Below are 22,631 nucleotides of genomic sequence, written 5' to 3'. Positions count from 1 at the left end.
GCACGGCATGAAATGAGAAATTGGCCCGGGAATCACCGGGTCGGGGGTGGATGACGAAAGTGACAAACGACGTGGTGCGGGTCGTCATTGTGGGCGGCGGTACGGCGGGCTGGATGGCCGGCGCGGCCCTGACTCGTCTTCTTTCGGGACAATGCACGGTCCGCCTGATCGAGTCCGAGGCGATCGGTGTCGTCGGCGTCGGCGAGGCGACTCTGCCCCATATCCGCTCCTTCAACGAACGCCTGGGAATCCCCGAGGCGGAGTTCATGGCGCGCACCCGGGCCACCTTCAAACTGGGCATCGAGTTTCGCGATTGGGGCCGGATCGGCGACAGCTATATCCACCCGTTCGGCACGTTCGGACGCGGCGCGGGGGCGATCGATTTCCACCATTACTGGTCGCGGCTGGCGCGCGAGGGACAGGATCTGCCGCCGCTGGACCAGCTATCCTATGCCTGTACCCTGGCGCGCGAGGCGCGGTTCGAGCATCCCGATCAGGGCCGGGGCGGCCTGAGTTCCACTTTCGGCTATGCCTATCAATTCGATGCGCTGCTGTTCGCCCCCTATCTGCGAAGCCTGGCGGAGGAAGCGGGTGCGGTGCGCACCGAGGGCATGGTCGTCGATGTCGAGCGTGACGGCGAGAGCGGGCTGATCCGTTCGGTCACGCTGGCCGATGGCGAACGGGTCGAGGGCGACCTGTTCATCGACTGCTCGGGTTTCCGCTCGCTGCTGCTGGGCCAGACGCTGGACGAACCGTTCGAGGACTGGTCGAAATGGCTGCCGACCGACCGCGCCGTCGCCATGCCGTGCCGGACCGAGACCGCCGTCACCCCCTATACCAGCGCGATCGCCATGCCCGCCGGATGGCGCTGGCGCATCCCGCTCCAGCATCGCACCGGCAATGGCTATGTCTATGCCAGCGACTTCATCAGCGACGGCGATGCCGCCCGCGCGCTGGAAGAGGCCGTGGAGGGCGAGAAGCTGGCCGAGCCGCGCCTGCTGCGCTTCAAGGCGGGGCGGCGGCGGCGAAGCTGGGTCGGCAATTGCGTCGCCATCGGGCTGGCTAGCGGTTTCCTGGAGCCGCTCGAATCGACCAGCATCTATCTGGTGCAACAGGCGATCACCGCGCTGATCGAGCTGTTCCCCGGCCGCCGGATGGAAGCGTCCGACCGCGACGAATTCAACCGGGTCATCGATCTGGAATATGACCGGATCCGGGACTTCCTGATCCTGCATTACCACGCCACGTCGCGCGACGATTCGCCCTTCTGGAACTATGTCCGCACCATGGCGATTCCCGACAGCTTGGGCGAAAAGCTGGAGCTATGGCGCCGTCGCGGCCGGGTGGTGAAGTATCGCGAGGGCGTGTTCCTGGATGCCAGCTGGATCGCGGTGTATCTGGGCCAGGGCATCGTCCCCGAAGGCTGGGACCCGCGTGCCGATGTGGCGGGGACCGGCGATCTGGTTCAGGCCGTTCAATCGCTTCGCAGCGAGATCGCTGCCGAAGTCGCCATGCGGCCCGACCACCGCGCCTTTCTGGAACGCTATTGCCCGATGGTGGCGGCATGAGCGCCCCCATTCGCCATGTGCTGGCCGTGGGCAGCGGCCTGACCGGCTGGAGCGCCGCCGCCGCGCTGAAGCGCCGCGCACCGTTCCTGGACGTCACGCTGCTCGCCACCCCGCCCGCCCATGACGCACTCGCCGATCGGATCGCCTGCACCCTGCCCTCGCTGCCCGGTTTCCATGCCGATCTGGGCATCGGCGAGGATGACGGGGTGACGCGGACCGGCGCGGGCTATCGGCTGGGCACGCGCTTCTCCGGCTGGGCGGAGGGGCTGCCCGACTATGTCCATGCCTATGACGGCTACGGTCATGCGATCGGCCCGGCGGCGTTTCACCTCCATTGGGTTCGCGCCGCGCGCGACGGCCGCGCGGCGCCGTTCGACGCCTATTGCCCGGCGGCACAGTTGGCGCGGGCGGGTGGCTTCGTGCCCCCGTCGCCGGGCACACCCTTTGCCGGGCATGACTATGGCCTGACGCTCGACCTCCCCCGCCAGGTCGCGATGATGCGGGCCTTCGCCCTGCATGTCGGGGTCCGCGAGGTCACGGATTCGATCGCTCAGGTCCAGGTCGATGCGACCGGCCATGTGACCGCTATCGCAGTGCAGCATGGCGCACCTTTGACCGCGCATCTCTATATCGATGCGACCGGCCCCGCCGCGCTGCTGCGGGGCAGCATCGACGATGCGTGGCAGGACTGGCGCGACTGGTTGCCCTGCGACCGGGTGCTGCTGGGCACGCAGATGGCGGGCGAGGGTGCGCCGGTGCTGACGCCCGTCACCGCCCATGCGGCGGGCTGGCTCTGGTCGAGCGGCGAGCAGGTCGGCATGGCCTATGGCAGCGCCCATCTGTCCGATGCCGAGGCCGCTGCGATGCTGGCCCGCGACGGCGCCGTGGTCGACGCCCCCATCGTCATCCGCCCCGGCACCCGGCCCCAGCCATGGCGCGGCAACTGTATCGCGATCGGTGACGCGGCGACGCAGGTCGAACCACTGGAATGGTGCAACCTGCATCTGGCGCTGAGCGCGATCGACCGGCTGATCACCATGCTGCCCGACAGCGCCATGGCCGAGGTCGAGGCCGCCGACTTCAATCGCCAGACCCTGACCGAGGCAGAGCGGGTGCGCGATTTCCTGGCCGCGCATTACCGCACCGCCCGCCGCCCCGAACCGATGTGGCAGGCGGTGGCGAAGGCCGAACTCCCTGCGTCGCTGGCCCATACGCTCGGCCAGTTCGGCGAGCGGGGTCGCCTGCCCTTTTACGAGGAAGAGACCTTCACCCGCGACAGCTGGGCCGCAATCCTGCTCGGGCAAGGATATCTTCCCCGTCGCATCGACCCGCTGGTCCACGGCGTCCCTGCGCCGCAAGTGAATACCGCCATGGCGCGGATGACCGACGCGATCGCCGCCGCCCTTCCCCATGTTCCGGCCCATGCGCAGTGGCGCGCGGCCCAGATGAGGCGCCTTGCCCGATGACTCCCCATTCCGACCATTTGATCCGCCGGGTCGTCATCGTCGGCGGCGGCACCGCCGGATGGATGGCCGCCGCCGCCTTCGCCCGGCTGCTCAACAATGGCTATACCCATGTCACGCTGGTCGAGTCCGAGGAGATCGGCACGGTCGGTGTCGGCGAGGCGACGATCCCGCCGATCATCACCTTCAACCAGATGCTCGGGCTGGACGAGAACGACTTCCTCGCCAAGACCGGCGGCACCTTCAAGCTGGGCATCGAGTTCGTCGACTGGGGCGACAAGGGCGAACGATACGTCCACCCGTTCGGCCGCCATGCCCAGGATTTGCAGGGCGTGCATTTCCACCAGCTCTATTTGCGCGAACGCAGCCGCCGCGCGCTGCCCGACATTGCCGAATGGTCGATGAGCGCGGTCGCGGCGAAGGCCGGCAAGTTCGGTCGCGCCAAGCCCGATGCGCGCTCGCCGATCCGCGAGCTGTTCTACGCCTTCCATTTCGACGCCTCGCTCTATGCGCGCTATCTGCGCGGCTATGCCGAGCGCGGCGGGGTGACGCGGGTCGAGGGGCGGATCGACGCGGTCAACCTGCGGCCCGAGGATGGCTATGTCGAGGCGATAACGCTGGCCGATGGACGGCGGATCGAGGGCGATCTGTTCATCGACTGCTCGGGCTTTCGCGGGCTGCTGATCGAGGAGGCGCTGGAAACCGGCTATGAAAGCTATGCGCAGTGGCTGCCCTGCGACCGCGCGGTCGCCGCCCCGTGCGCATTGCCCAACCCGGTCGAGCCCGATCCCTTCACCCGCGCCACCGCGCGTGACGCCGGGTGGCAATGGCGCATTCCGCTGCAACACCGGATGGGCAACGGCCTGGTCTATTGCAGCGATTATCTGGATGCCGAGGCGGCCGAGGCGCAATTGCTCGGCAGCCTGGAGGGCGAGTTGCTGGGCGATCCCCGCCATCTGCGCTTCACCGCCGGGCGGCGGCGGCAGAGCTGGAACCGCAATGTCGTGGCGCTGGGCCTGTCGAGCGGTTTTCTGGAGCCGCTGGAATCGACCAGCATCCATCTGGTCCAGGCCGCGATCCAGCGTCTGACCGCGCTGTTCCCCGACAAACGCTTCGACCCCGCCGAGCGCGACGAGTTCAACCGCCAGATGCATGACCTGTATGAGGATGTGCGCGACTTCATCATCCTGCATTACAAGGCGACGCGGCGCGACGACACGCCCTTCTGGAACCGGGTGCGCACCATGGAGGTGCCCGATAGTCTCGCGCGCAAGATTGCGCTGTGGTCGGGGAAGGGGCGGCTGTTCCGCGAAGGCTATGACCTGTTCAGCAACCCCAGCTGGGTCGCAGTCTGCCTGGGCCAGGGGCTGGTGCCCGAAAGCTGGGAACCCGCCGCCGATGCGCTGGACGAGGATCTGGTCGCGCAGGCGCTGGCACAGATGCACGCCGGTTATGCCGACACCGCCGCGCGGATGCCCAGCCATGGCGATTTCCTGCGCATGACCGCCCCCTCCCCGCTCGCCCCCGCCATGACGGCGGCGCGCGGCGGACAGGACGGGTTCGACTTCGCGCGGACAAGCGGCACGGTGCAGGCCAAGGGCCCGCTGCTGTGACGCGCGTGATCCTTCCGCTGCTGGCGCTGGCGGCGACCGGCGCGGGAGAAGCGCCGGGGCCGCATCTCAACCAGATCGGCTTCCGCCCCGACACCGCCAAGCGCGCGATCGTCGCGAAGGACGGCGCGCCCTTGCCTTGGGAGCTGCTCGACGAAAAGGGCCGCACGGTCGCGCGCGGGCAGGCGACGGTCTTCGGCCCCGACGCCGCCTCGGGCGATACGGTGCAGCAGATCGACTTCGGCACGTTCCGCACGCCTGGCACCTATCGCCTGAAGGTCGATGGCCGCACCAGCCACCCCTTCACCATCGCGGCCGATGTCTATCGTCCGCTGTCGCACGCCTCGCTCAATTTCTTCTACCAACAGCGTGCCGGGGTGGCGATCGACGCGCGCTTCGCGGGCGGTCCGCAATGGGCGCGGGCGGCGGGGCACGCGAAAGAGGTCGTGACCTGCTTCAAGGGGCTCGATCAGGCGGGCACCGACTGGCCGGGCTGTCCCTATACGCTGGACGTGACCGGCGGCTGGTATGATGCGGGCGATCAGGGCAAATATGTCGTCAATGGCGGCATCGCGCTGTGGATGCTGCAAAATCTCTATGAGGTGGATGCGGCCTCGCCCCCCTTCTCCGATGGCAGCGCCGCACTGCCCGAGGCGGGGAACGGCATCAACGACCTGCTCGACGAGACGCGTTTCGAAATGCGCTTCCTGTTGGCGATGCAGGTGCCCGACGGCAAGACCATGGAACTGCCGCTCGGGCGGCAGGGTCGCGGGCCGTTGCGGCTGACGCCGGTCGATGCGTCGGGCATGGCGCACCACAAGATCGCCGATCGCCACTGGACCAAGCTGCCCACCGCCCCCGCAGACGATCAGGAGGAGCGCCTGCTCTTCCCGCCCAGCACGGCCGCGACGCTGAACCTCGCCGCGACCGCCGCGCAATGTTCGCGCATCTGGCGGGGGATCGACGACGAATTCGCCCGGCGCTGCCTGGTCGCGGCGGGCAAGGCGTACCGGGCGGCGCTGCGCAACCCCGACGTCTATGCCGCACAAGCGTTCGACGGCAGCGGCGGTTATGGCGATGGCGAGCTGTCCGACGAACTCTATTGGGCGACCGCCGAGCTTTATGCCGCGACCGGCATGCCCGAACTGGCCGAATCGCTACGCAAGATGCCGCTCCATGCCGCCCCGCTGACCGGCGAGCCGAGCTGGGGCAGCACCGCCGCGCTGGGCACGATCACGCTGGCGACCGCGACCGGCGTCAGCCCCGCCGAACGCGCGGCGGCGCGGGCCAAGCTGATCGCGCTGGCCGACCGGTTCCTCGCCGAGGAAACCCGGTCGGGCTATCACATCCCCTATGCCTCGACCGCCTATCACTGGGGATCGAACAGCGGGATATTGGGGCGCGGGCAGATACTCGCGCTGGCGGCGCGCTTCACCGGCGAGGCGCGCTACCGCGACGGGGCGGTCGATGCGATGGACTATGTGCTGGGCCGCAATCCGCTCGACCAGAGCTATGTCAGCGGTTTCGGATGGAAGCCGATGCAGAACCCGCATCATCGTTTCTGGGCGCATCAGTTCGACACCAGGCTGCCCGGCCCGCCGCCGGGCGTGCTGAGCGGCGGGGCGAACAGCACCGTCTTTCCCGAACCGGCCTCCGCACCGTTGAAGGGTAAGTGCATGGGCACACGCTGCTGGATCGACGACGCGCGCGCCTATGCGCACAACGAGGTCGCGATCAACTGGAATGCGCCGCTCGTCTGGCTGGCCACCGATCTGACCCGACCCCTGCCCACCCGCCCCTGACGGCGGCGACAGCATCCATTCACCCGAACATCGTTACAAAAGTTACAGAAGAGGACAGAATATGGACCGTCGTAATTTCATGAAGACCGGCATGGCGATGGGCGGTGCCGCTCTCGCCACCGGCGGCGGCACGCTGGCCGCCACCCGCGCGGCAGCCGCCACGGCGTCGGACCTGAGCTTTCCCAAGGATTTCCTCTGGGGTTGCGCCACCGCCTCCTATCAGATCGAAGGCGCGGTGAAGGAAGACGGGCGCGGCCTGACCAACTGGGACGTGTTCTCGCACACGCCGGGCAAGGTCGCGAACAACGACACCGGCGACGTCGCCTGCGACAGCTATCACCGCTATAACGAGGACATCGCGCTTCTGAAGAATCTCGGCGTGAAGGCCTATCGCATGTCGATCGCCTGGTCGCGCATCTTCCCCGAGGGTCGCGGCAAGTTCAACCAGAAGGGCCTGGACTATTATAACCGCGTGATCGACGCGCTGCTGGCCGCGGGCATCCAGCCAAATGTCACCATGTTCCACTGGGACCTGCCGCAGGCGCTGCCCGGCGGCTGGCAGAATCGCGACACGGCCAAGGCGTTCGCCGACTATGCGGGCTTCATGGCGGGCAAGCTGTCCGACCGCGTCCACCGCTTCATGACGGTCAACGAGCTGCGCTGCTTCACCGACCTCGGCCACATGGTCGGCATCCATGCGCCGGGCCTGAAGCTGCCCCAGGGCCAGGTGAACCAGGTCCGCCACCATGGCTGCCTGGCGCACGGCCTGGGCGTGCAGGCGATCCGCGCCAATGCCAAGGCGGGTACCGAAGTCGGCATTGCCGACAACGCCAGCATCTTCGTCCCCGTCATCGAGACGCCCGAGCATATCGATGCGACGAAGAAGGCGATGCGCGAAGAGAACGCCATGTTCCTGACCGCCGTGATGGAGGGCAAATATACCGACGCCTATCTGAAGAGCGCCGGGGCCGATGCGCCCAAGGTGCAGGCGGGCGACATGGCGGCGATCGCCAGCCCGCTCGATTTCGTGGCGCTGAACATCTACACGCCGACCTTCGTGAAGGCGAACCCGGAGGATCCGCGCGGCTATACCCCGCTGCCGCATCTGCCCAATTCGCCGCGCATGGCCTCGCCCTGGCTCTATGTCGGGCCCGAGGCCGCCTATTGGGGCGTCCGTGCGGTCAGCGAAATGTGGAACCCGAAGGCGATCTACATCTCGGAGAACGGCACCTCGGCCGACGACAAGCTGAACGACAAGGGGCTGGTCGATGACGGCGACCGGATCATGTATCTGCGCAACTATCTGGGCCAGTTCCGCCGTGCCGCCGTCGAGGGTTACCCGCTCAAGGGCTATTTCCTCTGGAGCCTGATGGACAATTTCGAATGGGCAGATGGCTATGGCCTGCGCTTCGGCCTGCACCATGTCGATTACGCCACCCAGAAGCGTACGCCCAAGCTGAGCGCGCAGTGGTATAAGGAACTGATCCGCCGCAACGCGCTGGTCTGATCCCGACAGCCTGATGAATGACGAACCCCGCCGGTCGCAGGGTCGGCGGGGTTTTTCGTGCGCATTCCAAGGCCGATCAGCATTCGCCCATATTATTCTTCCCTCGCCCCTCACAGAGGGGAGAGGGTTGCGCAGACTTGGTCTTTGCGTGAGCAAAGGCTTAGTCGGAGCTGGGTGAGGGGTGGCAAGCTCCGCTAACCCTCTCCCCTGTCCCGGGGAGAGGGAAAAGGGGCGTGTCGCGAATGTCGAAAAGGGCAGAGACGGCGTGCTGCCGTCCCTGCCCTGCAAGGCTCTTTCGGATATTGGGGGTGGGCCAAAACCCACCCCGAACGATCAGAAGCGGAAGCGCACTCCCATACCGTAGTACCGCCCTTCGTCACGCACGTCGCGCGGATAGGACAGGCCGTTGCCATAGCTGCGATAATTGTTGAACGGCTTGGCCAGCAGGTTAGCCGCGTCGAAGGCGATCGTGATTTCCTTGGTGATGTTATAGTTGAAGCCGAAGTCGAGCCGCTGGAGACGGGTCGTGCCCTCGCCATTGTAGAAGCCGTCGCCGTTGATGAAGTTGCCGTTCAGGAACGCATCGCGGTTGTTGAACGACAGGCGGGTCGACACATCGCCCTTCTCATAGAAAAGTGCGATATTGTACGTCCACCTCGACAGGTTCGTGATCGGCACGAACGGCGGTTCGGTCGTGCCGCCGGACGCGGCGAACAGATTGGCCGGGTAACGCTGCTTGCCTTCCAGATAAGTCACGTTCGCCTGCACGCCGAAGCCGCTCCACAGGCCCGGCAGGAAGTCGAAGAAGGTCTGGCCGCCGACTTCCACGCCCTTGATCCGGCCCTTGCCCGCATTTTCGGGACGGTTGATCTCGATCAGGCCGTAGAAGGGATCGATGGTTCGGTTGACGTAATTGCTGATGAAGCCGTCGAGATCGCGATAGAACACGGCGGCGGTCAGCGAGGCGGTCGGCGAGAAATAATATTCGACCGTCGCGTCATAGTTGGTCGAGGTCAGCGGGCGCAGGTCCGGGTTGCCGCCGCTGCCATAGGCATTGGGCCGCGTGTTCAGGCCCGCCGGGAAGCGCGGATCGAGCGGCTGGTTGGGGATGACCGCTTGGGTGTTCTGCTCGATGTTCAGCGCCGGGTTCAGCTGGCCGAACTCGGGCTTGGTCCGCGTCTTGGTGAAGCCGAAGCGGATCTGCAGCTTGTCGTCGGGCCGGATGCGCAGCGAGGCGTTGGGCAGGATGTCGACATAGTTGGCGCGGGTGGTGCGAACCTCGCTGCGACGAACGCCGTCGAACAGCACCGTCGAGATACCGCGATACTCGCCCACCGTGTTGACCACGCGGGTACCGAGCATACCGTCGAACCGGACCGAGCCGATGTTGAACTCATACTTGGCCTGCCCGTAAAAGGCATAGGTCTGTTCGGTCGCATAGAAGGCGGCCAACGGGTCAAGCTGGACATTGGGGGTCGAGAAGCGGTTCAGCGCGTCGCGATAACCCTGATCGGCCGGATTGGCCGCGACCAGCCGCTGGAGCGCGTTGAACGCATAGTCGCGAAGCTGCGGCGCATTGCCCGCAATGCCGTCACGCGACGGCATCAGCCAGCTGGTGAAGCCCTGATTGCCGCGGAACGCATTCTGCGTCAGCCCCAGCTGGCCCGCCGGTACGTCGGCCAGCGGGATCGCGAGCGGCTCGGTATAGGCATAGCGGTTGCCACGCTTCAGCGACGCGTCGCGATCGGTCCAGCGGAAACCCATTTGCAGCTTGGGGAACAGCGACAGGTCGGTTTCCAGGTCCAGATCGGTGCGCCATTGCCACCCCTTGCCCTGCACGCGGTAGGTCGCTTCGTAATAGCCGCGCCAGATATAATTGGCGGGATTGGTATTGTCGAAGCCGGGCAGATCGAACGACACGCCGTTATCGACGAAGAAATTGACGTTGGCGACCGGCACCTTGGAAAAGGCCGTGTCGAAGCTCCATTCGTCCGAGCCATATTCCGAGTTGGTATAGGCCAGATCGGTCGACAGATGCGCGCGACCCACATCCCATTTGGCGCCGCCCGCCGCCTGATAGGTGTTGGTGTAGCCCTTCGCCGTGCTGCGATAGGCCTCGGGACGATAGCCGCCGGTCTTGGTCAGGCTCTGCACCTGAAGCGGCTGGCCGGGGCGTAGCACGACGTCGCTGAGCGTCGGGTTGTTGTCGAGCAGCGGAACGCGGAACCAGTCGTTCGCGATATCGCCGCGATAGCCCTGATAGAGGAAGTCGTAATAGAGTTCGAGATTGTGCGCTGGGCGCCACTGGACGCTGGCATTGACCGCCGGGCGCCAGCGCTTGCCGCTGTCGTTATAGACGCCGACCGCGGTCGGGATCTGGAAATTGCGACCAACCGAGGTCGGCAGCACCGTCGTCCCCTCCGTCGGCGAATTGGTGTTGCCCTCGCCCCAACGGACGGCGTTGCGATACTGCGCCTGGGTATAGGAGGCGTTGATGAGCCAGCCGATCTCGCCGATCGTGGTGTCGGCGCGCTGGCTGATGAGCAGGTTGCCTTGCGGGTCGAACTTCTTCGACTGGTCGTTATAGGTGCCGCGGATGCCGCCCGCGACGGTGAAGCCCTTCTCGAAGTCGAACGGACGACGCGAACGCACGTTGATGAGGCCCGCAAGGCCGGGCTCCAGCAGGTCCGCGGTCCCGGACTTGTAGACTTCCAGGCCCGCCAGCGCGCCCGCCGGGAAATCCTGGAGCGCGACGCGGCGTCCCTCGGCGGTGAAGATGTCGCGACCGTTGAAGGTCGTCGCCACGTCGGGCAGGCCGCGGACCAGCACCTGGTTCACTTCGTCGCTATAGCGGCTGACCTGGACGCCGGTGACGCGGGCGAGCGATTCCGCCGCCGTATTGTCGGGCAACTTGCCGATGTCCTGCGCAACGATCGCGTCGAGGATCGCATCCGAATTGCGCTTGATCGCCTGCGCCGAACCCAGGCTGGCGCGGTAGCCGGTGACGACGATGTCGCGCGGATCGGTCTCCGCCTCAGGCAGGCCGGTGGTCGAGGCCTGGACCGGGCTGCGGTCCGGTACTTCGCTCACATCCTGGCGGATTCCGGTGGCCGTCTGGGTCTCGATGGGAGGGTTGGCGTCCGTGCTTCCGGCCTGTTGCGGCGTGGTCGTCGACTGGGCCATGGCGGGCGCGGCCAGCAACGCCCATGGCGTGACCGACAGCAAAAGGATGTGGCGCTTCATCAGTTTTCCCCTCCAAACGGCCCGAGTTTTCGGTGCCTGTGACGGGGGCATTTGTCTGACTATGACGAAACGGCGTCAAGATAGAGATAACAAAAATGTTAAGCGGCTGTCAGGTCGTGGATTTTAGGTCACACCAGACGTTTACCCGGCGTTACGGATGGTAGCGCTAATAATATGTCATTCCGGTTATAATTCAGAGGGCAAGCCGATGCGGCGGCCCTTGTGAAGGGGCCTCGCACTTGTCCGTCTTTTTCAACCGACAAAATACCAGTAAAATCATTTTCTTGGCACGGTTGGGGTCGGAGGACGATCCGGGACAAGGTCCGACCGATCGATGCATGCCGAATCACCGTCGGGCTTCGTCCGGCTCGACGAATGGCCAGCCCGCCTCATTCCAATGCAGCCGCGCGACCCGCAAGGTCGCGGCGCCTCCGGCGGCGGCGTCATAGGCGTGGTAGATCAGATAGTCGCGTCCATCGCGGTCGTGCAGCACGCCCGCATGACCCGGCCCGCGAAACCGGTCGCGCCCCGCCGCATCGGCCTGGAGCAGCACCGTCCCGCCGCCCGCGCGCATCGCCCGGCCCGCACGGTCCACATAGGGCCCCTCGATTGACCGCGCGCGACCGATGCGCAGATGGTAATTGCTTTTGGCGCCGCGACAGCAATAGTCGAACGACACGATCAGCCAATACCAGCCGCCATGATCGATGATGAAGGGCGCCTCGATCGCATCGGCCTTGTCCTCCGCGCCGCGCCTGGCGATCATCACCGGCCTGGCCCCGGCGGCAGGCTTGCCGCTTCGCGGGTCAAGCCGAACCAGCTGGATACCGCCCCAGAAGCTGCCAAATGCCAGCCACTCGCCCCCCTGCCGATCGCGGGCAAAGGCCGGATCGATCGCATTATAGGGATCGCCTTTGCGCGACGCGATCACCAGCCCCTCGTCGTGCCAGCCATGGCCGGGCGCATCGGGGTCCAGCGTCGTCGCGGTCGCCAGCCCGATCGCCGAATGCTGCGAGCCGAAGCGGGAAACCGAATAATAGAGCCGATAGCGTCCACCGACCCGCGCAATGTCGGGCGCCCACATCTCGCGCGCACCGGGCACCGCCGCCTTCGCCCAGTCGGGGAGATCGGGCAAGGGCGAGGGCAACGGGCTCCAGTGTCGCAGATTGCGCGAGGTTCGCGCCACCAACGGTCGCCGGTCGCGCTGGCCGGTCGAAAAGGCGTAATAGCGGTCGCCTTCGCGGATCAGCACCGGGTCATGCGCGGGCATGACATCACCCGACAGGACCATCTCATCCGGCGCCAACCCCAGCGCCGCGAGGGCCAGCCATAGCGTTGCGCCCAGCAACATCACGCGCAGAGCATAGAGGCTCCGCGATCGGCCCAATTGGCGCATGGTCGGTGCATCCCCGCTTCGCGGCCGGATCATGACGACGCCCAGCCTTTTGATAAGACGGGACTATAGTCGGACATAACATGGCGCAAGCCGCTTCGCCGCGATCGGCCATGGCCGTCGCCTGCCATCCTACCGGACCGCAACCCGCGCAGAGACCGGGAAAATCGCGTGCCGATTCGACTGATCGACCGCAGGGCCGACCCACCGCACCCGCCCGGTGAAATATGGTCGGTTTATGAACAGATTTTCAAAATCTTCCCCTGCCGAGCGATGTCATCCCTCCAAATCGCCTAGTGTGGAAGCTGATTTTCGCCGGACGACAGAGGTCACAAATTTTCGCCGAACATGATGGCGATTTCATATTCCGTGTCCGCCACGCAACATTGGTAAACCATTCCCATCATGAAATATTGTCGTCATTTACAGCAGGAATAGGCGATCGATAACTCGCCCCACCAATAGTTTATTTCCGCGGCCGCCCGGATCGCGGAAAAAGGGTGGAGTATCGAGTTATGACCAGTGTGTCCGTCATCCGCGCGGCCTTGTTGCGGGGAACCTCCGCGCCCGCCATCCTGCCCGCCGCGCTGATCGGCGGCCTTCTGGTAGCCAGCCCCGCCATGGCGCAGGACAACGGCACCCCCGCGCAAAGCACGACGAGTGCGCCTGCCACGACCGACGCCCCGGCCCAGGCCGCCACGCCCGGCAAGGACATCGTCGTCACCGGCACGCTGTTCCGCCGTACCAACACCGAGACCCCCTCGCCCGTCACCGTGCTGACGGCCGACTCGCTGCGAAAAGCGGGCATCAATAACGTCTCGGACGCAGTCCGCTCGATCTCGGCGGACAGCAGCGGCTCGATCCCGACCGCCTTCGCCAATGGCTTCGGCGCGGGTTCGTCGGCGGTGTCGCTGCGCGGCCTGACTGTCAATTCCACCCTCACCCTGATCGACGGCATGCGCACCGCCAATTACCCGCTGTCGGATGACGGCCAGCGCTCCTTCGTCGACCTGAACACCATTCCCGACGCGATCGTCGAGCGGGTCGACGTGCTGAAGGACGGCGCCTCGGCGAACTACGGCGCGGACGCGATCGGCGGTGTCGTCAACATCATCATGAAGAAGGAAATCACCGGCGTTGCGGGCACGCTGGAAGGCGGCGTGACCCAGCGCGGCGACGGCGGCGAGCAGCGCGCGACCCTGACGCTGGGCACCGGCAAGCTCAGCGAGAAGGGCTTCAACGTCTATATCAGCGGCGAATACCAGCATGACGACCCCATCTGGTCGCGCAATCGCGGCTTTCCGTACAACACCGCCGACCTGACCCGGATCGGGGGCGACAACAACCAGGCCGGTTCGGTCGTGCCGGGCTCGACCACCAGCGCGCTGGTCGCCCCGACCACGCAGCTGACGCCGGGCAACATCCTGTCGGGTTCGGGCATCGCCACCGGGCCGTTCCAGGTGCTGAACCCCAATGGCTGCACCGGCACCACCTCGCCGGTCAGCGGCGCGCTGGGCAATGGCTGCACCCAGAACACCGTCGCCGATTACGGCCAGATCGCGCCCGAACAGACCCGCTTCGGCGTGACCGGTCATGCGACGGTTCAGGTCAACGAGCGGACCCAGGCCTATCTGATGGCCTCCTATTACCAGAACGAGGTTCTGGCGGCGGGCGGCCCGGCGAACATCCGGTCGATCAACCCGATCAACACCCAGAACATCATCCTGCCCGCCATCCTCGCCAACGGACAGCTCAACCCCAACAACCCCTATGCCGCGTCGGGTCAGCCCGCCGCGATCCGTTATCTGTTCGGCGACATCCCCGCCTCGTCGGACTACAAGAACCATGTCCTGCGCGCCGCCGCCGGAATCGACGGTGCGTTCGGGGACGGCTGGACCTATTCGGTGTCGGGCACGATCGCCCATAGCTGGCTGGACATGACCCAGAACGGCTATCTGAACCTCGCCGCGCTGACCAATGCCATCAACAACGGCACCTACAACTTCGTCGACCCGACGCAGAACAGCGCCGCCGTCCGCGCCGCCCTGTCGCCGACCGTCCACACCCAGGCGACCACCGATCTGGACATGATCCAGGGCATCATCACCAAGGAGCTGTTCCAGCTGCCCGGCGGTCCGCTGCAACTCGGCGTGGGCGGTTCGTTCCGCTACGAGGCACAGAATGATCCCAATCAGAATCCGAACCTGACGACGCTGGGCCTCAACCAGTTCTCGGCAATCGGGCATCGCACGGTCGAATCCGGCTATTTCGAGATCAACGCGCCGATCCTGACCAGCCTGGAGATTGATGGCGCGGGCCGTTACGACCATTATCAGGAAGGCTATAACCGCTTCTCGCCCAAGATCGGCGTCAAGTTCACGCCGTTCAAGCAGCTCGCCCTGCGCGGCACCTTCTCCAAGGGCTTCCGCGCACCGAGCTTTGCCGAAACCTCGGGCACGGTCATCGGCTTCACGAGCGCCAAGGCTCCCTGCTCGATCCAGCTCCAGCACGGCGCGACCGCCTCGGGCAGCGGCTGCACCGGCGGCAGCGCATACAATCAGAGCTATGCGATCGGCTTCAACACGGTCGGCAATCCGAACATCAAGCCCGAATTGTCGCAGAGCTTCACCGCCGGGGCGGTCGTCCAGCCGACGCCGTGGCTGAGCTTCACCGCCGACTATTACAACATCAAGAAGACCGACGTGATCAGCGGCGGCCCCTTGTCCAACCAGGCGCTGGCGGCCTTCTACGGCAACGGCGCGATGCCCGCGGGCTATTCGGTGACGCCCGACGCGATCGACCCCGCCTTCCCCAACGCGCCGCTGCGCGCGCTGTTCGTCAACTCGCCCTTCGCCAATGCGGCGGCGCTCAAGACCTCGGGCATCGACGTATCGGCGCAGGTGCAGCTGCATCGTGACGACCTGCGCTTCACCAGCCGGGCCGAGGCGACCTATATCCTGCACTATCTGTTCAAGCCGAGCGCCGACCAGCCCTATACCGACTTCGTCGGCACCCAGTCGCCTTATGTGACCTCGTCGGGCGCGGGCACGCCGCAGTGGCGTGGCAATTGGCAGAACAGCGTCGACTATGGCCCCTACTCGCTGACCGCGACGACCTATTACGTGTCCGGTTACAAGGCGGTCGGGTTCGACCAGTTCGGCACGATGGATTGCAACGGCGGCAGCACCTATGGCGGCACCGATCCCAACTTCAACTGCCATGTCCGCCGCTTCATCGATGTCGACCTGACCGGCAGCGTGAAGGTCAATGACAAGTTCACTTTCTACATGAACGTCATCAACCTGACCGACGCGAAGGCACCGCTGAACGCGGGCAATTACGCCGCGACCAACTACAACCCGACCTATACGCAGATCGGCGCGGTCGGCCGGACCTTCCGCTTCGGCGCGAATTTCCGCTTCTAAATATCCGTACAGGCGGGTTCGGCCCCGGCCGGGCCCGCAAAATCAGGAAAGGCCAGTGTCGCGAAGATCGCGGCGCTGGCCTTTGCCGTTGGGGATGCAGGGGATCGCCAGCCTCAGGGGCGGGTGGCTAAAATGGGCGGCGGGGAAGGTGCGATGGCGCCGCGCAGCGATGCCGCGATGACCATGGTGCCCGGTCTTGACCGGAAATGGTGCCCCTGGCCGGACTCGAACCAGCATGCCTTGCGGCGTTCGATTTTGAGTCGAATGCGTCTACCAATTTCGCCACAGGGGCAGCGAAGTGGCGCTGCTAGACGAGGGTGACGCATCACGCAAGCGCCGATTGCCGGGATCAGGAGCAATCGTAGTGCGACCGCGTCGCTATGGCGCGCGGAGCCAGACCGTTTCTTTGGCCGACACGTCCAGAAGCGCCTCATCACCCAGCGACCTCCAATCGCTGTCATATTGGATCAGATGGTAGCGACGGCCACAGCTGCGCCAGCTTCTGCACGGACATTTGTTGGGCGACTCATCCCAGGGAAGCGCCGCCAGTCGGCGAAGCTCAGCCACCGCCTCACCCCTGCTAGCGTACTCGCCGATCGGCTCGGCATGCCATTCATCCTTAATTGCGAACATGTCCCTGCGCCTCAATTCACCGGCGGTCGCTGGCGATAGCTCAGCGCTTCGGCGACATGGATACGCCCGACATGAACCGCGCCCGCCAGATCGGCGATGGTCCGCGCGACCCGCAGGACACGGGTATAGCCCCGCGCGGTCAGGCGCATCCGCTCCGCCGCCTCGACCAGCAGGGCACGGCCCGGCTCGTCCGGGGTGGCGAAGCGTTCCAGCCACTGCCCGTCCGCCTCGGCATTGGTGCGCACCGTCACGGCGGCATCGCGATAGCGTTCGGTTTGCAGCACCCGCGCCGCCGCCACGCGTGCAGCGACCGTCGCGGACGATTCGGCGGCGGCGGGTGAGAAGAGATCGACCGCGCGAACCGGCTGCACCTCCACCGACAGATCGATCCGGTCGAGCAGCGGCCCGGAAATCTTCGCCTGATAGTCCGCCGCACAACGCGGCGCGCGGGCACAGGCGAGCGCGGCGTCGCCCAGATGACCGCAGCGGCACGGGTTCATCGCCGCGACCAGCTGCACCCGCGCCGGGAAGGTCACATGCGCATTGGCCCGCGCGATGCTGACCGTGCCCGTCTCCAGCGGCTGGCGCAGCGAATCGAGTACGGCGCGCTGGAATTCGGGCAATTCGTCGAGGAACAGGACGCCCAGATGCGCCAGACTCACCTCGCCCGGCTTGGCCTTCAGCCCGCCGCCGGTCAGCGCCGCCATCGAGGCCGAGTGATGCGGCGCGCGGAACGGCCGGGTTCTGGTCAGCCGTCCCCCGGCCAGGGTCCCGGCAACGGACTGGACCATCGAGACTTCCAGCGCCTCGGCCGCGTCGAGCGGGGGCAGAATTCCGGGAAGGCAGGCCGCCATCAGCGACTTGCCCGATCCCGGAGGCCCGCTCATCAACAGGTTATGCCCGCCCGCCGCCGCGATCTCCAACGCGCGGCGGGCATTTTCCTGGCCCTTGACCTGGGACAGGTCGGGGCCGGGGACGCCCTCCTCGACCAGCCCGGCTTCGGACGGGGGCAGCACCGAATGGCCCTTCAAATGGTTGATGAGCGAGAGCAGGTCGGGCGCGGCGATCACCGCGCCGCCGCCCGCCCAGCTCGCCTCGGCGCCTTGCGCGGCGGGACAGATCAGCCCCTTGTCGACCGATCCGGCATGGATCGCCGCCAGCAGCACGCCCGGTGACGGCCCGATCCGCCCGTCCAAGGCCAGTTCGCCGACGACGACATGATCGGCTAGCAACTCGGCATCGACCACGCCCATCGCCGCCAGCAGCGCGAGCGCGATGGGCAGGTCGAAATGCGATCCCTCCTTAGGCAGGTCGGCGGGCGACAAGTTCACGGCGATCCGCTTGGGTGGCAAGGCCAGGCCCATCGCGGCGATCGCGGCGCGCACCCGTTCCCTGCTCTCGCCCACCGCCTTGTCCGCCAGCCCGACCAGATTGAAGGCCGGCAGCCCGGCGATCAGCTGGACCTGCACCTCGACGGCACGCGCCTCCAGCCCCAGATAGGCCACCGTGGACACGATCGTCGCCATACAATACCCCCTGTGCAGGCTCTCCCCTGCCCGCCGATGCTTCCTGCAAAGGATGTCGCCCGGCCGCAAGGGGCGATAAGGCATATGGCCGACGCGTAGAGCGGATTGACTTGGAAGCCCGCTTTGCGTAAGCGACTTGCCACCAAGGCCGTCCTCGTGGCGGCCGTTTTTATTCAGACGTATCCAAGGAATGAACGATGAAGCGTACCTTTCAGCCGAGCAATCTGGTGCGCGCTCGCCGTCACGGCTTCCGTTCGCGGATGGCCACGCCGGGCGGCCGTGCCGTGATCCGCGCGCGTCGTGCACGCGGCCGCAAGAAGCTGTCGGCGTAATCACGACGCTGACCCGCCGCCGCGATTTCCTCGCGGCCAATGGCGGGCGACGCGTGGCGATGCCCGGCTTCGTGCTGCAGGTTCGCCCGCGGGATGACGGTGATGCGGCGATTCGCGTCGGCTTCACCGTCACCAAGAAGATCGGAAACGCGGTCGTTCGCAACCGGATGAAACGCCGGTTGCGGGCGCTCGCGCGCGATCTGTTGCCGGAAAAGGGCATAGCGGGCGCCGATCATGTCCTGATCGGACGGCAAGGTGGGATTGAGCGCGACTATCAGGCGCTCACCGCCGAGCTGGCCAAGGCGCTGACCCGCGCCGCCTCGCCCGATACCGGTGGCCATGACCGTCCCCGCGAACCGCGCGTGCATCATGGCCGTGGCAAGGGGCGCAGCCCGCGCGGCGGCGCGCACCGCCAGCCCACACCATCGACCCAAGAGCCCGCGTGACCCTGTTCGCGCGGGCCTTGATCCTGATCGCGCGGGGCTGGCAACTCGGCCCTTCGCTGATCCTGCCGCCCACTTGTCGCTATCAACCCTCCTGTTCGGCCTATGCAATACAGGCCATTGGCCGCTATGGCGCGGTAAAAGGGGGCTGGTTGGCGCTCAAGCGCATTGCGCGGTGCCATCCCTGGGGCGGGCACGGACCCGACCCGGTCCCCTGACACTAACGGGGTTTCCACGTGAACCAAGACCGCAAGAATTTCGTCGTGTTCGCGGTGATCGCGGCGCTGATCCTGTTCGGATGGCCGCTCATCCAGAGCAAGTTCTTCCCGAGCAATCCGCCCGCGACCAAGATCGAGGGCGGCAAGCAGGTGCCGGTGGTTAACTCCACCGCCAACCCGACCGCCACGACGCCCACCGCGATTCGCGACCGTAAGGTCGTGCTGGCCGAAACCCCGCGCGTGGCGATCGACACGCCGCGCCTGAAGGGCTCGATCAATCTGAAGGGCGCGCGGATCGACGATCTCGTCCTGCTCGACTATAAGCAGACGGTCGACAAGAATTCGCCGCCGATCCGCCTGCTGTCGCCTGCCGGAACCGAGGGCGCGTATTTCGCAGGCTTCGGCTGGCGCACCGACGGGCTGACCCCGCCCGCCGCCGACGCCGTCTGGACTGCCAGCGCCCCCGTGCTGCGCCCAGGCCAGCCGGTCACGCTGACCGCCGCCAACGCCACCGGCCAGCAGTTCCGCATCGTCCTCTCGGTCGACAAGGATTACATGTTCACCGTCCAGCAGACGGTGGCGAACGGCGGCAACGCGGCCGTGCCGGTCGCGGCTTACGGCTATGTCAATCGCGGCATCTCGGCCGATCCGGACACCTGGACGATCCATGTCGGCCCGATGTCGGTCAATAACGGCTCGGCCAATTACGGCCCGAACTGGAAGGACGTGGACAAGACGCCGACCCGCTTCACGACCACCGGCGGCTGGCTGGGCTTCACCGACAAATACTGGCTGACCGCGCTGATCCCCGATCAGGCCAAGGCGTTCGACGGCCAGTTCCGTGCGGGCGCGGGCCAGACCTATCAGGCCGACGACACGGTGCAGCCGCAAACGCTGGCACCGGGCAAGCAGCTGACCCAGACCACCCGCTTCTTCGCGGGCGCCAAGGAAGTGGCGCTGCTCGACCGTTATACCGACAAGGAAGGCGCGACGAAGCTCGATTACGCGCTGGACTGGGGTTATCTGCGCGTCCTCGAAAAGCCGATCTTCTATTATCTCGACTGGCTGTTCCGCCTGGTCGGCAATTTCGGCGTCGCGATCATCCTGCTGACCGTCACGATCCGCGCGCTGATGTTCCCGATCGCGCAGCGCCAATTCGCCTCGATGGCGGCGATGCGCGCGGTGCAGCCCAAGATGAAGGCGCTGCAGGAACGCTATAAGGACGACAAGGTCCGGATGCAGCAGGAGGTCATGGCCCTCTACAAGCAGGAGAAGGTCAATCCGCTGGCGGGCTGCCTGCCGACCCTGATCCAGATCCCGATCTTCTATTCGCTCTACAAGGTGCTGATGCTGACGATCGAAATGCGTCACCAGCATTTCGTGCTGTGGATCAAGGATCTGTCCGCGCCCGATCCGCTGACCCCGGTCAACCTGTTCGGCCTGCTGCCCTTCGTCCCGCCGCACTTCATCGCGATCGGCGTCGTGCCGATCCTGCTGGGCATCTCGATGTACTTCCAGTTCAAGATGAACCCGCAGCCGATGGACGATGCGCAGAAGCAGGTCTTTGCGATCCTGCCCTGGGTGCTGATGTTCGTGATGGCCCCGTTCGCGGTCGGCCTGCAGGTCTACTGGATCACGACCAACTGCATCTCGATCCTCCAGCAGCGCCTGCTCTACGCCCGTCATCCGGGCCTGAAGCAGCCGGTCGCCAAGTGAGCGAGTTGCCCATCCCTGCCCCCTCCGAGACGCCGAAAGGCTTCTCGGAGGAGCTGGTCGAGTCGGCGCGCAAGCTGTTTGCCGGGCCGGTCACCTTCCTGAAGTCCGCGCCCGCGCTGAAATTCCTGCCCGATCCGATCGTGCCGGAAGTCGCGGTGGCGGGGCGGTCGAACGTCGGCAAGTCGTCGCTGCTCAATGCGCTGACCAACCGCAACAATCTGGCGCGCACCTCGAACACCCCGGGGCGGACACAGGAGCTGAACTTCTTCGACGTCGGCACGCCACCGACGCTGCGCCTCGTCGACATGCCGGGCTATGGTTTTGCCAAGGCGCCCAAGGACATGGTCAAGCAGTGGCGTTTCCTGGTGAACGACTTCCTGCGCGGACGGCAGGCGCTGAAGCGCGCGCTGGTGCTGATCGACTCGCGCCACGGGATCAAGGAAGTGGATCGTGAGATCCTGGAGATGCTGGACCGCGCGGCGGTCAGCTATCGTATCGTCCTGACCAAGGCGGACAAGGTGAAGGCGACCGAACTGGCCGATGTCGTCGCGCGCACCGAGATCGAGGCGCGCAAGCGCGCCGCTGCCCATCCCGACATTCTCGCCACGTCGAGCGAAGGCGGCATGGGCATCCCCGAACTGCGCGCAGCGGTGCTCGAAGCCATCGGCTGAGCGGTTGCGACGGCGATCGGGAAAGGCCCGTCCGGTTCCCCGGACGGGCCTTTTTTTGTTAGGTTGCGGCGGCCGGACGGGGCCGTTACCCCTTGGCCCATGAAGCTCATCATCGGCAACAAGGCCTATTCCTCCTGGTCGCTGCGCGGCTGGCTCGCATGTCGCCAATCCGGCCTGCCGTTCGAAGAGGTGGTCGTCCCGCTCTACGACGCGGACTGGGACAAGCGGCGCGAGGGGGCCGAATTCGCGCCGTCGTCGGGCAAGGTGCCGATCCTGTGGGACGGCGAAGCGGTGGTCTGGGACAGCCTGGCGATCATCGACTTCCTGGCGGACAAGGTCGGGCGCGACCGCTTCTGGCCCGCCGACGAGGCCGCGCGGGCCATGGCCCGGTCGATGGCGGCGGAGATGCATTCCAGCTTCGTAGCGCTTCGCCGCAAGCACAGCATGAACATCCGCCAGGTCTATCCCGCCCAGACGCCCGATGACGATGTGATCGTCGACCTGAAGCGGATGATGGAGTTGTGGGCGCAGGCACGGGCGCGCTTCGGCGGTGGCGGCGATTTCCTGTTCGGCGCGTTCGGCGCGGCGGACATCATGTTCGCGCCGGTGGTGACGCGGATCGTGACCTACCAGCTGCCCGTCGCGCGCTTTGCCGTGCCCTATATGGACGCGGTGCTGCGCCATCCCTTCATGCAGGACTGGATCGCCGCCGCGCAGGAAGAGGAATGGGTGATCGAACGGTTCGAGCAGCCGGTGGGGTAAGGGTCTCAGCGTGGCCTTCGACTTCGCTCAGGCTGAACGGCGTTAGGGAGATTACCCTCTACAACCTCCGTTCAGCCTGAGCGAAGTCGAAGGCCACGCCCCGCCCCCGCCCGCGTTACCGAGCAGCCGGGGGAACGTCGTTCAACGGCGCCCGCTGGTCGGCCGCCGGTTCCGCGACCCGCGACGTGAAGGTGTAGAGCAGCACCCCCGCAATCCCCAGCGCGATCAGCAACCAGAGCAGCAGCCGCTTTCCGGCCTTGTGGCCATTATGATCGGGATCGTTCATCGCATCGCTCCTGTTACTCTTGGGCAGGAACGA

16 protein-coding genes and 1 tRNA gene are annotated in these 22,631 nt (G+C 66.0%); 12 read left to right on the top strand and 5 right to left on the bottom strand.

Features of this window, described 5'->3' with window-relative positions:
- The first annotated feature begins 50 nt into the window (after positions 1-50).
- The 5 genes from KV697_RS18145 to KV697_RS18125 all read left to right on the top strand — a co-directional run bounded on the left by KV697_RS18145 (position 51) and on the right by KV697_RS18125 (position 7,950).
- Positions 51-1,568: a tryptophan halogenase family protein gene (locus tag KV697_RS18145; protein ID WP_219019373.1), complete on the top strand. Its 1,518-nt coding sequence runs from the start codon at positions 51-53 to the stop codon at positions 1,566-1,568.
- Positions 1,565-3,034 (top strand): tryptophan 7-halogenase, encoded by a 1,470-nt coding sequence (locus tag KV697_RS18140; RefSeq protein ID WP_219019372.1) that lies wholly within the window; start codon positions 1,565-1,567, stop codon positions 3,032-3,034. Before KV697_RS18145 ends, KV697_RS18140 begins: the two co-directional genes overlap by 4 nt.
- The gene (locus tag KV697_RS18135; protein WP_219019371.1) at positions 3,031-4,644 is read left to right on the top strand and encodes a tryptophan halogenase family protein; all 1,614 of its coding nucleotides are present in this window, start codon (positions 3,031-3,033) and stop codon (positions 4,642-4,644) included. Before KV697_RS18140 ends, KV697_RS18135 begins: the two co-directional genes overlap by 4 nt.
- Before the next feature lie 5 nt (positions 4,645-4,649).
- Positions 4,650-6,443: a glycoside hydrolase family 9 protein gene (locus KV697_RS18130; RefSeq protein WP_257575430.1), complete on the top strand. Its 1,794-nt coding sequence runs from the start codon at positions 4,650-4,652 to the stop codon at positions 6,441-6,443.
- Between the two features lie 61 nt (positions 6,444-6,504).
- Positions 6,505-7,950, top strand: a complete 1,446-nt coding sequence (locus KV697_RS18125) for a GH1 family beta-glucosidase (protein WP_219019369.1) — start codon at positions 6,505-6,507, stop codon at positions 7,948-7,950.
- Positions 7,951-8,283: 333 nt separating this feature from the next.
- Here the strand turns inward: KV697_RS18125 and KV697_RS18120 are convergent, their stop codons facing one another.
- Both KV697_RS18120 and KV697_RS18115 read right to left on the bottom strand, forming a co-directional pair.
- On the bottom strand, positions 8,284-11,193 hold the full coding sequence (locus KV697_RS18120; protein WP_219019368.1) for a TonB-dependent receptor: 2,910 nt from the start codon (positions 11,191-11,193) through the stop codon (positions 8,284-8,286).
- Positions 11,194-11,539: 346 nt separating this feature from the next.
- Positions 11,540-12,589, bottom strand: a complete 1,050-nt coding sequence (locus tag KV697_RS18115; RefSeq protein ID WP_219019367.1) for an arabinan endo-1,5-alpha-L-arabinosidase — start codon at positions 12,587-12,589, stop codon at positions 11,540-11,542.
- Positions 12,590-13,101: 512 nt separating this feature from the next.
- On the opposite strand from KV697_RS18115, the gene KV697_RS18110 reads away from it, so the two are divergent.
- Complete coding sequence (locus KV697_RS18110; RefSeq protein WP_257575429.1) at positions 13,102-16,011, top strand: TonB-dependent receptor plug domain-containing protein; 2,910 nt, start codon at positions 13,102-13,104, stop codon at positions 16,009-16,011.
- Positions 16,012-16,218: 207 nt separating this feature from the next.
- Here the strand turns inward: KV697_RS18110 and KV697_RS18105 are convergent.
- Together KV697_RS18105 and KV697_RS18100 are read right to left on the bottom strand one after the other, a co-directional pair.
- Positions 16,219-16,303 (bottom strand) — tRNA-Leu (locus tag KV697_RS18105).
- Positions 16,304-16,655: 352 nt separating this feature from the next.
- Positions 16,656-18,170 (bottom strand): YifB family Mg chelatase-like AAA ATPase, encoded by a 1,515-nt coding sequence (locus KV697_RS18100; RefSeq protein ID WP_219019366.1) that lies wholly within the window; start codon positions 18,168-18,170, stop codon positions 16,656-16,658.
- A gap of 197 nt (positions 18,171-18,367) precedes the next feature.
- Here KV697_RS18100 and rpmH point away from each other — a divergent pair, with 197 nt between their 5' ends.
- The 6 genes from rpmH (at position 18,368) to KV697_RS18070 (ending at position 22,312) form a co-directional block, all read left to right on the top strand.
- On the top strand, positions 18,368-18,502 hold the full coding sequence (rpmH, locus tag KV697_RS18095) for a 50S ribosomal protein L34 (RefSeq protein ID WP_042490346.1): 135 nt from the start codon (positions 18,368-18,370) through the stop codon (positions 18,500-18,502).
- A 59-nt stretch (positions 18,503-18,561) separates the two neighbouring features.
- Positions 18,562-18,948: a ribonuclease P protein component gene (gene rnpA / locus KV697_RS18090; RefSeq protein ID WP_374011416.1), complete on the top strand. Its 387-nt coding sequence runs from the start codon at positions 18,562-18,564 to the stop codon at positions 18,946-18,948.
- A gap of 2 nt (positions 18,949-18,950) precedes the next feature.
- Positions 18,951-19,163: a membrane protein insertion efficiency factor YidD gene (gene yidD / locus KV697_RS18085; RefSeq protein WP_042490341.1), complete on the top strand. Its 213-nt coding sequence runs from the start codon at positions 18,951-18,953 to the stop codon at positions 19,161-19,163.
- Positions 19,164-19,181: 18 nt separating this feature from the next.
- Positions 19,182-20,879 (top strand): membrane protein insertase YidC, encoded by a 1,698-nt coding sequence (gene yidC / locus KV697_RS18080; protein ID WP_219019365.1) that lies wholly within the window; start codon positions 19,182-19,184, stop codon positions 20,877-20,879.
- A 5-nt stretch (positions 20,880-20,884) separates the two neighbouring features.
- Positions 20,885-21,550 carry a ribosome biogenesis GTP-binding protein YihA/YsxC gene (gene yihA / locus KV697_RS18075; protein WP_257575888.1) on the top strand — a complete coding sequence of 222 codons (666 nt, stop codon included), beginning with the start codon at positions 20,885-20,887 and terminating at the stop codon, positions 21,548-21,550.
- A 99-nt stretch (positions 21,551-21,649) separates the two neighbouring features.
- Positions 21,650-22,312, top strand: coding sequence for a glutathione S-transferase (locus KV697_RS18070; RefSeq protein ID WP_219019364.1), 663 nt, complete (start codon positions 21,650-21,652; stop codon positions 22,310-22,312).
- A gap of 115 nt (positions 22,313-22,427) precedes the next feature.
- Here the strand turns inward: KV697_RS18070 and KV697_RS18065 are convergent, their stop codons facing one another.
- A complete protein-coding gene (locus KV697_RS18065; protein WP_219019363.1) occupies positions 22,428-22,598 on the bottom strand; it encodes a hypothetical protein in 171 nt (56 codons plus the stop codon).
- Positions 22,599-22,631 lie beyond the last annotated feature (33 nt).

It is taken from the genome of Sphingomonas sanguinis (genome assembly GCF_019297835.1).
GTDB lineage: Bacteria > Pseudomonadota > Alphaproteobacteria > Sphingomonadales > Sphingomonadaceae > Sphingomonas > Sphingomonas sanguinis_D.
The sequence above is the reverse complement of the archived record's forward strand: the minus strand, read 5'-3'. Positions and strand labels throughout refer to the sequence as shown.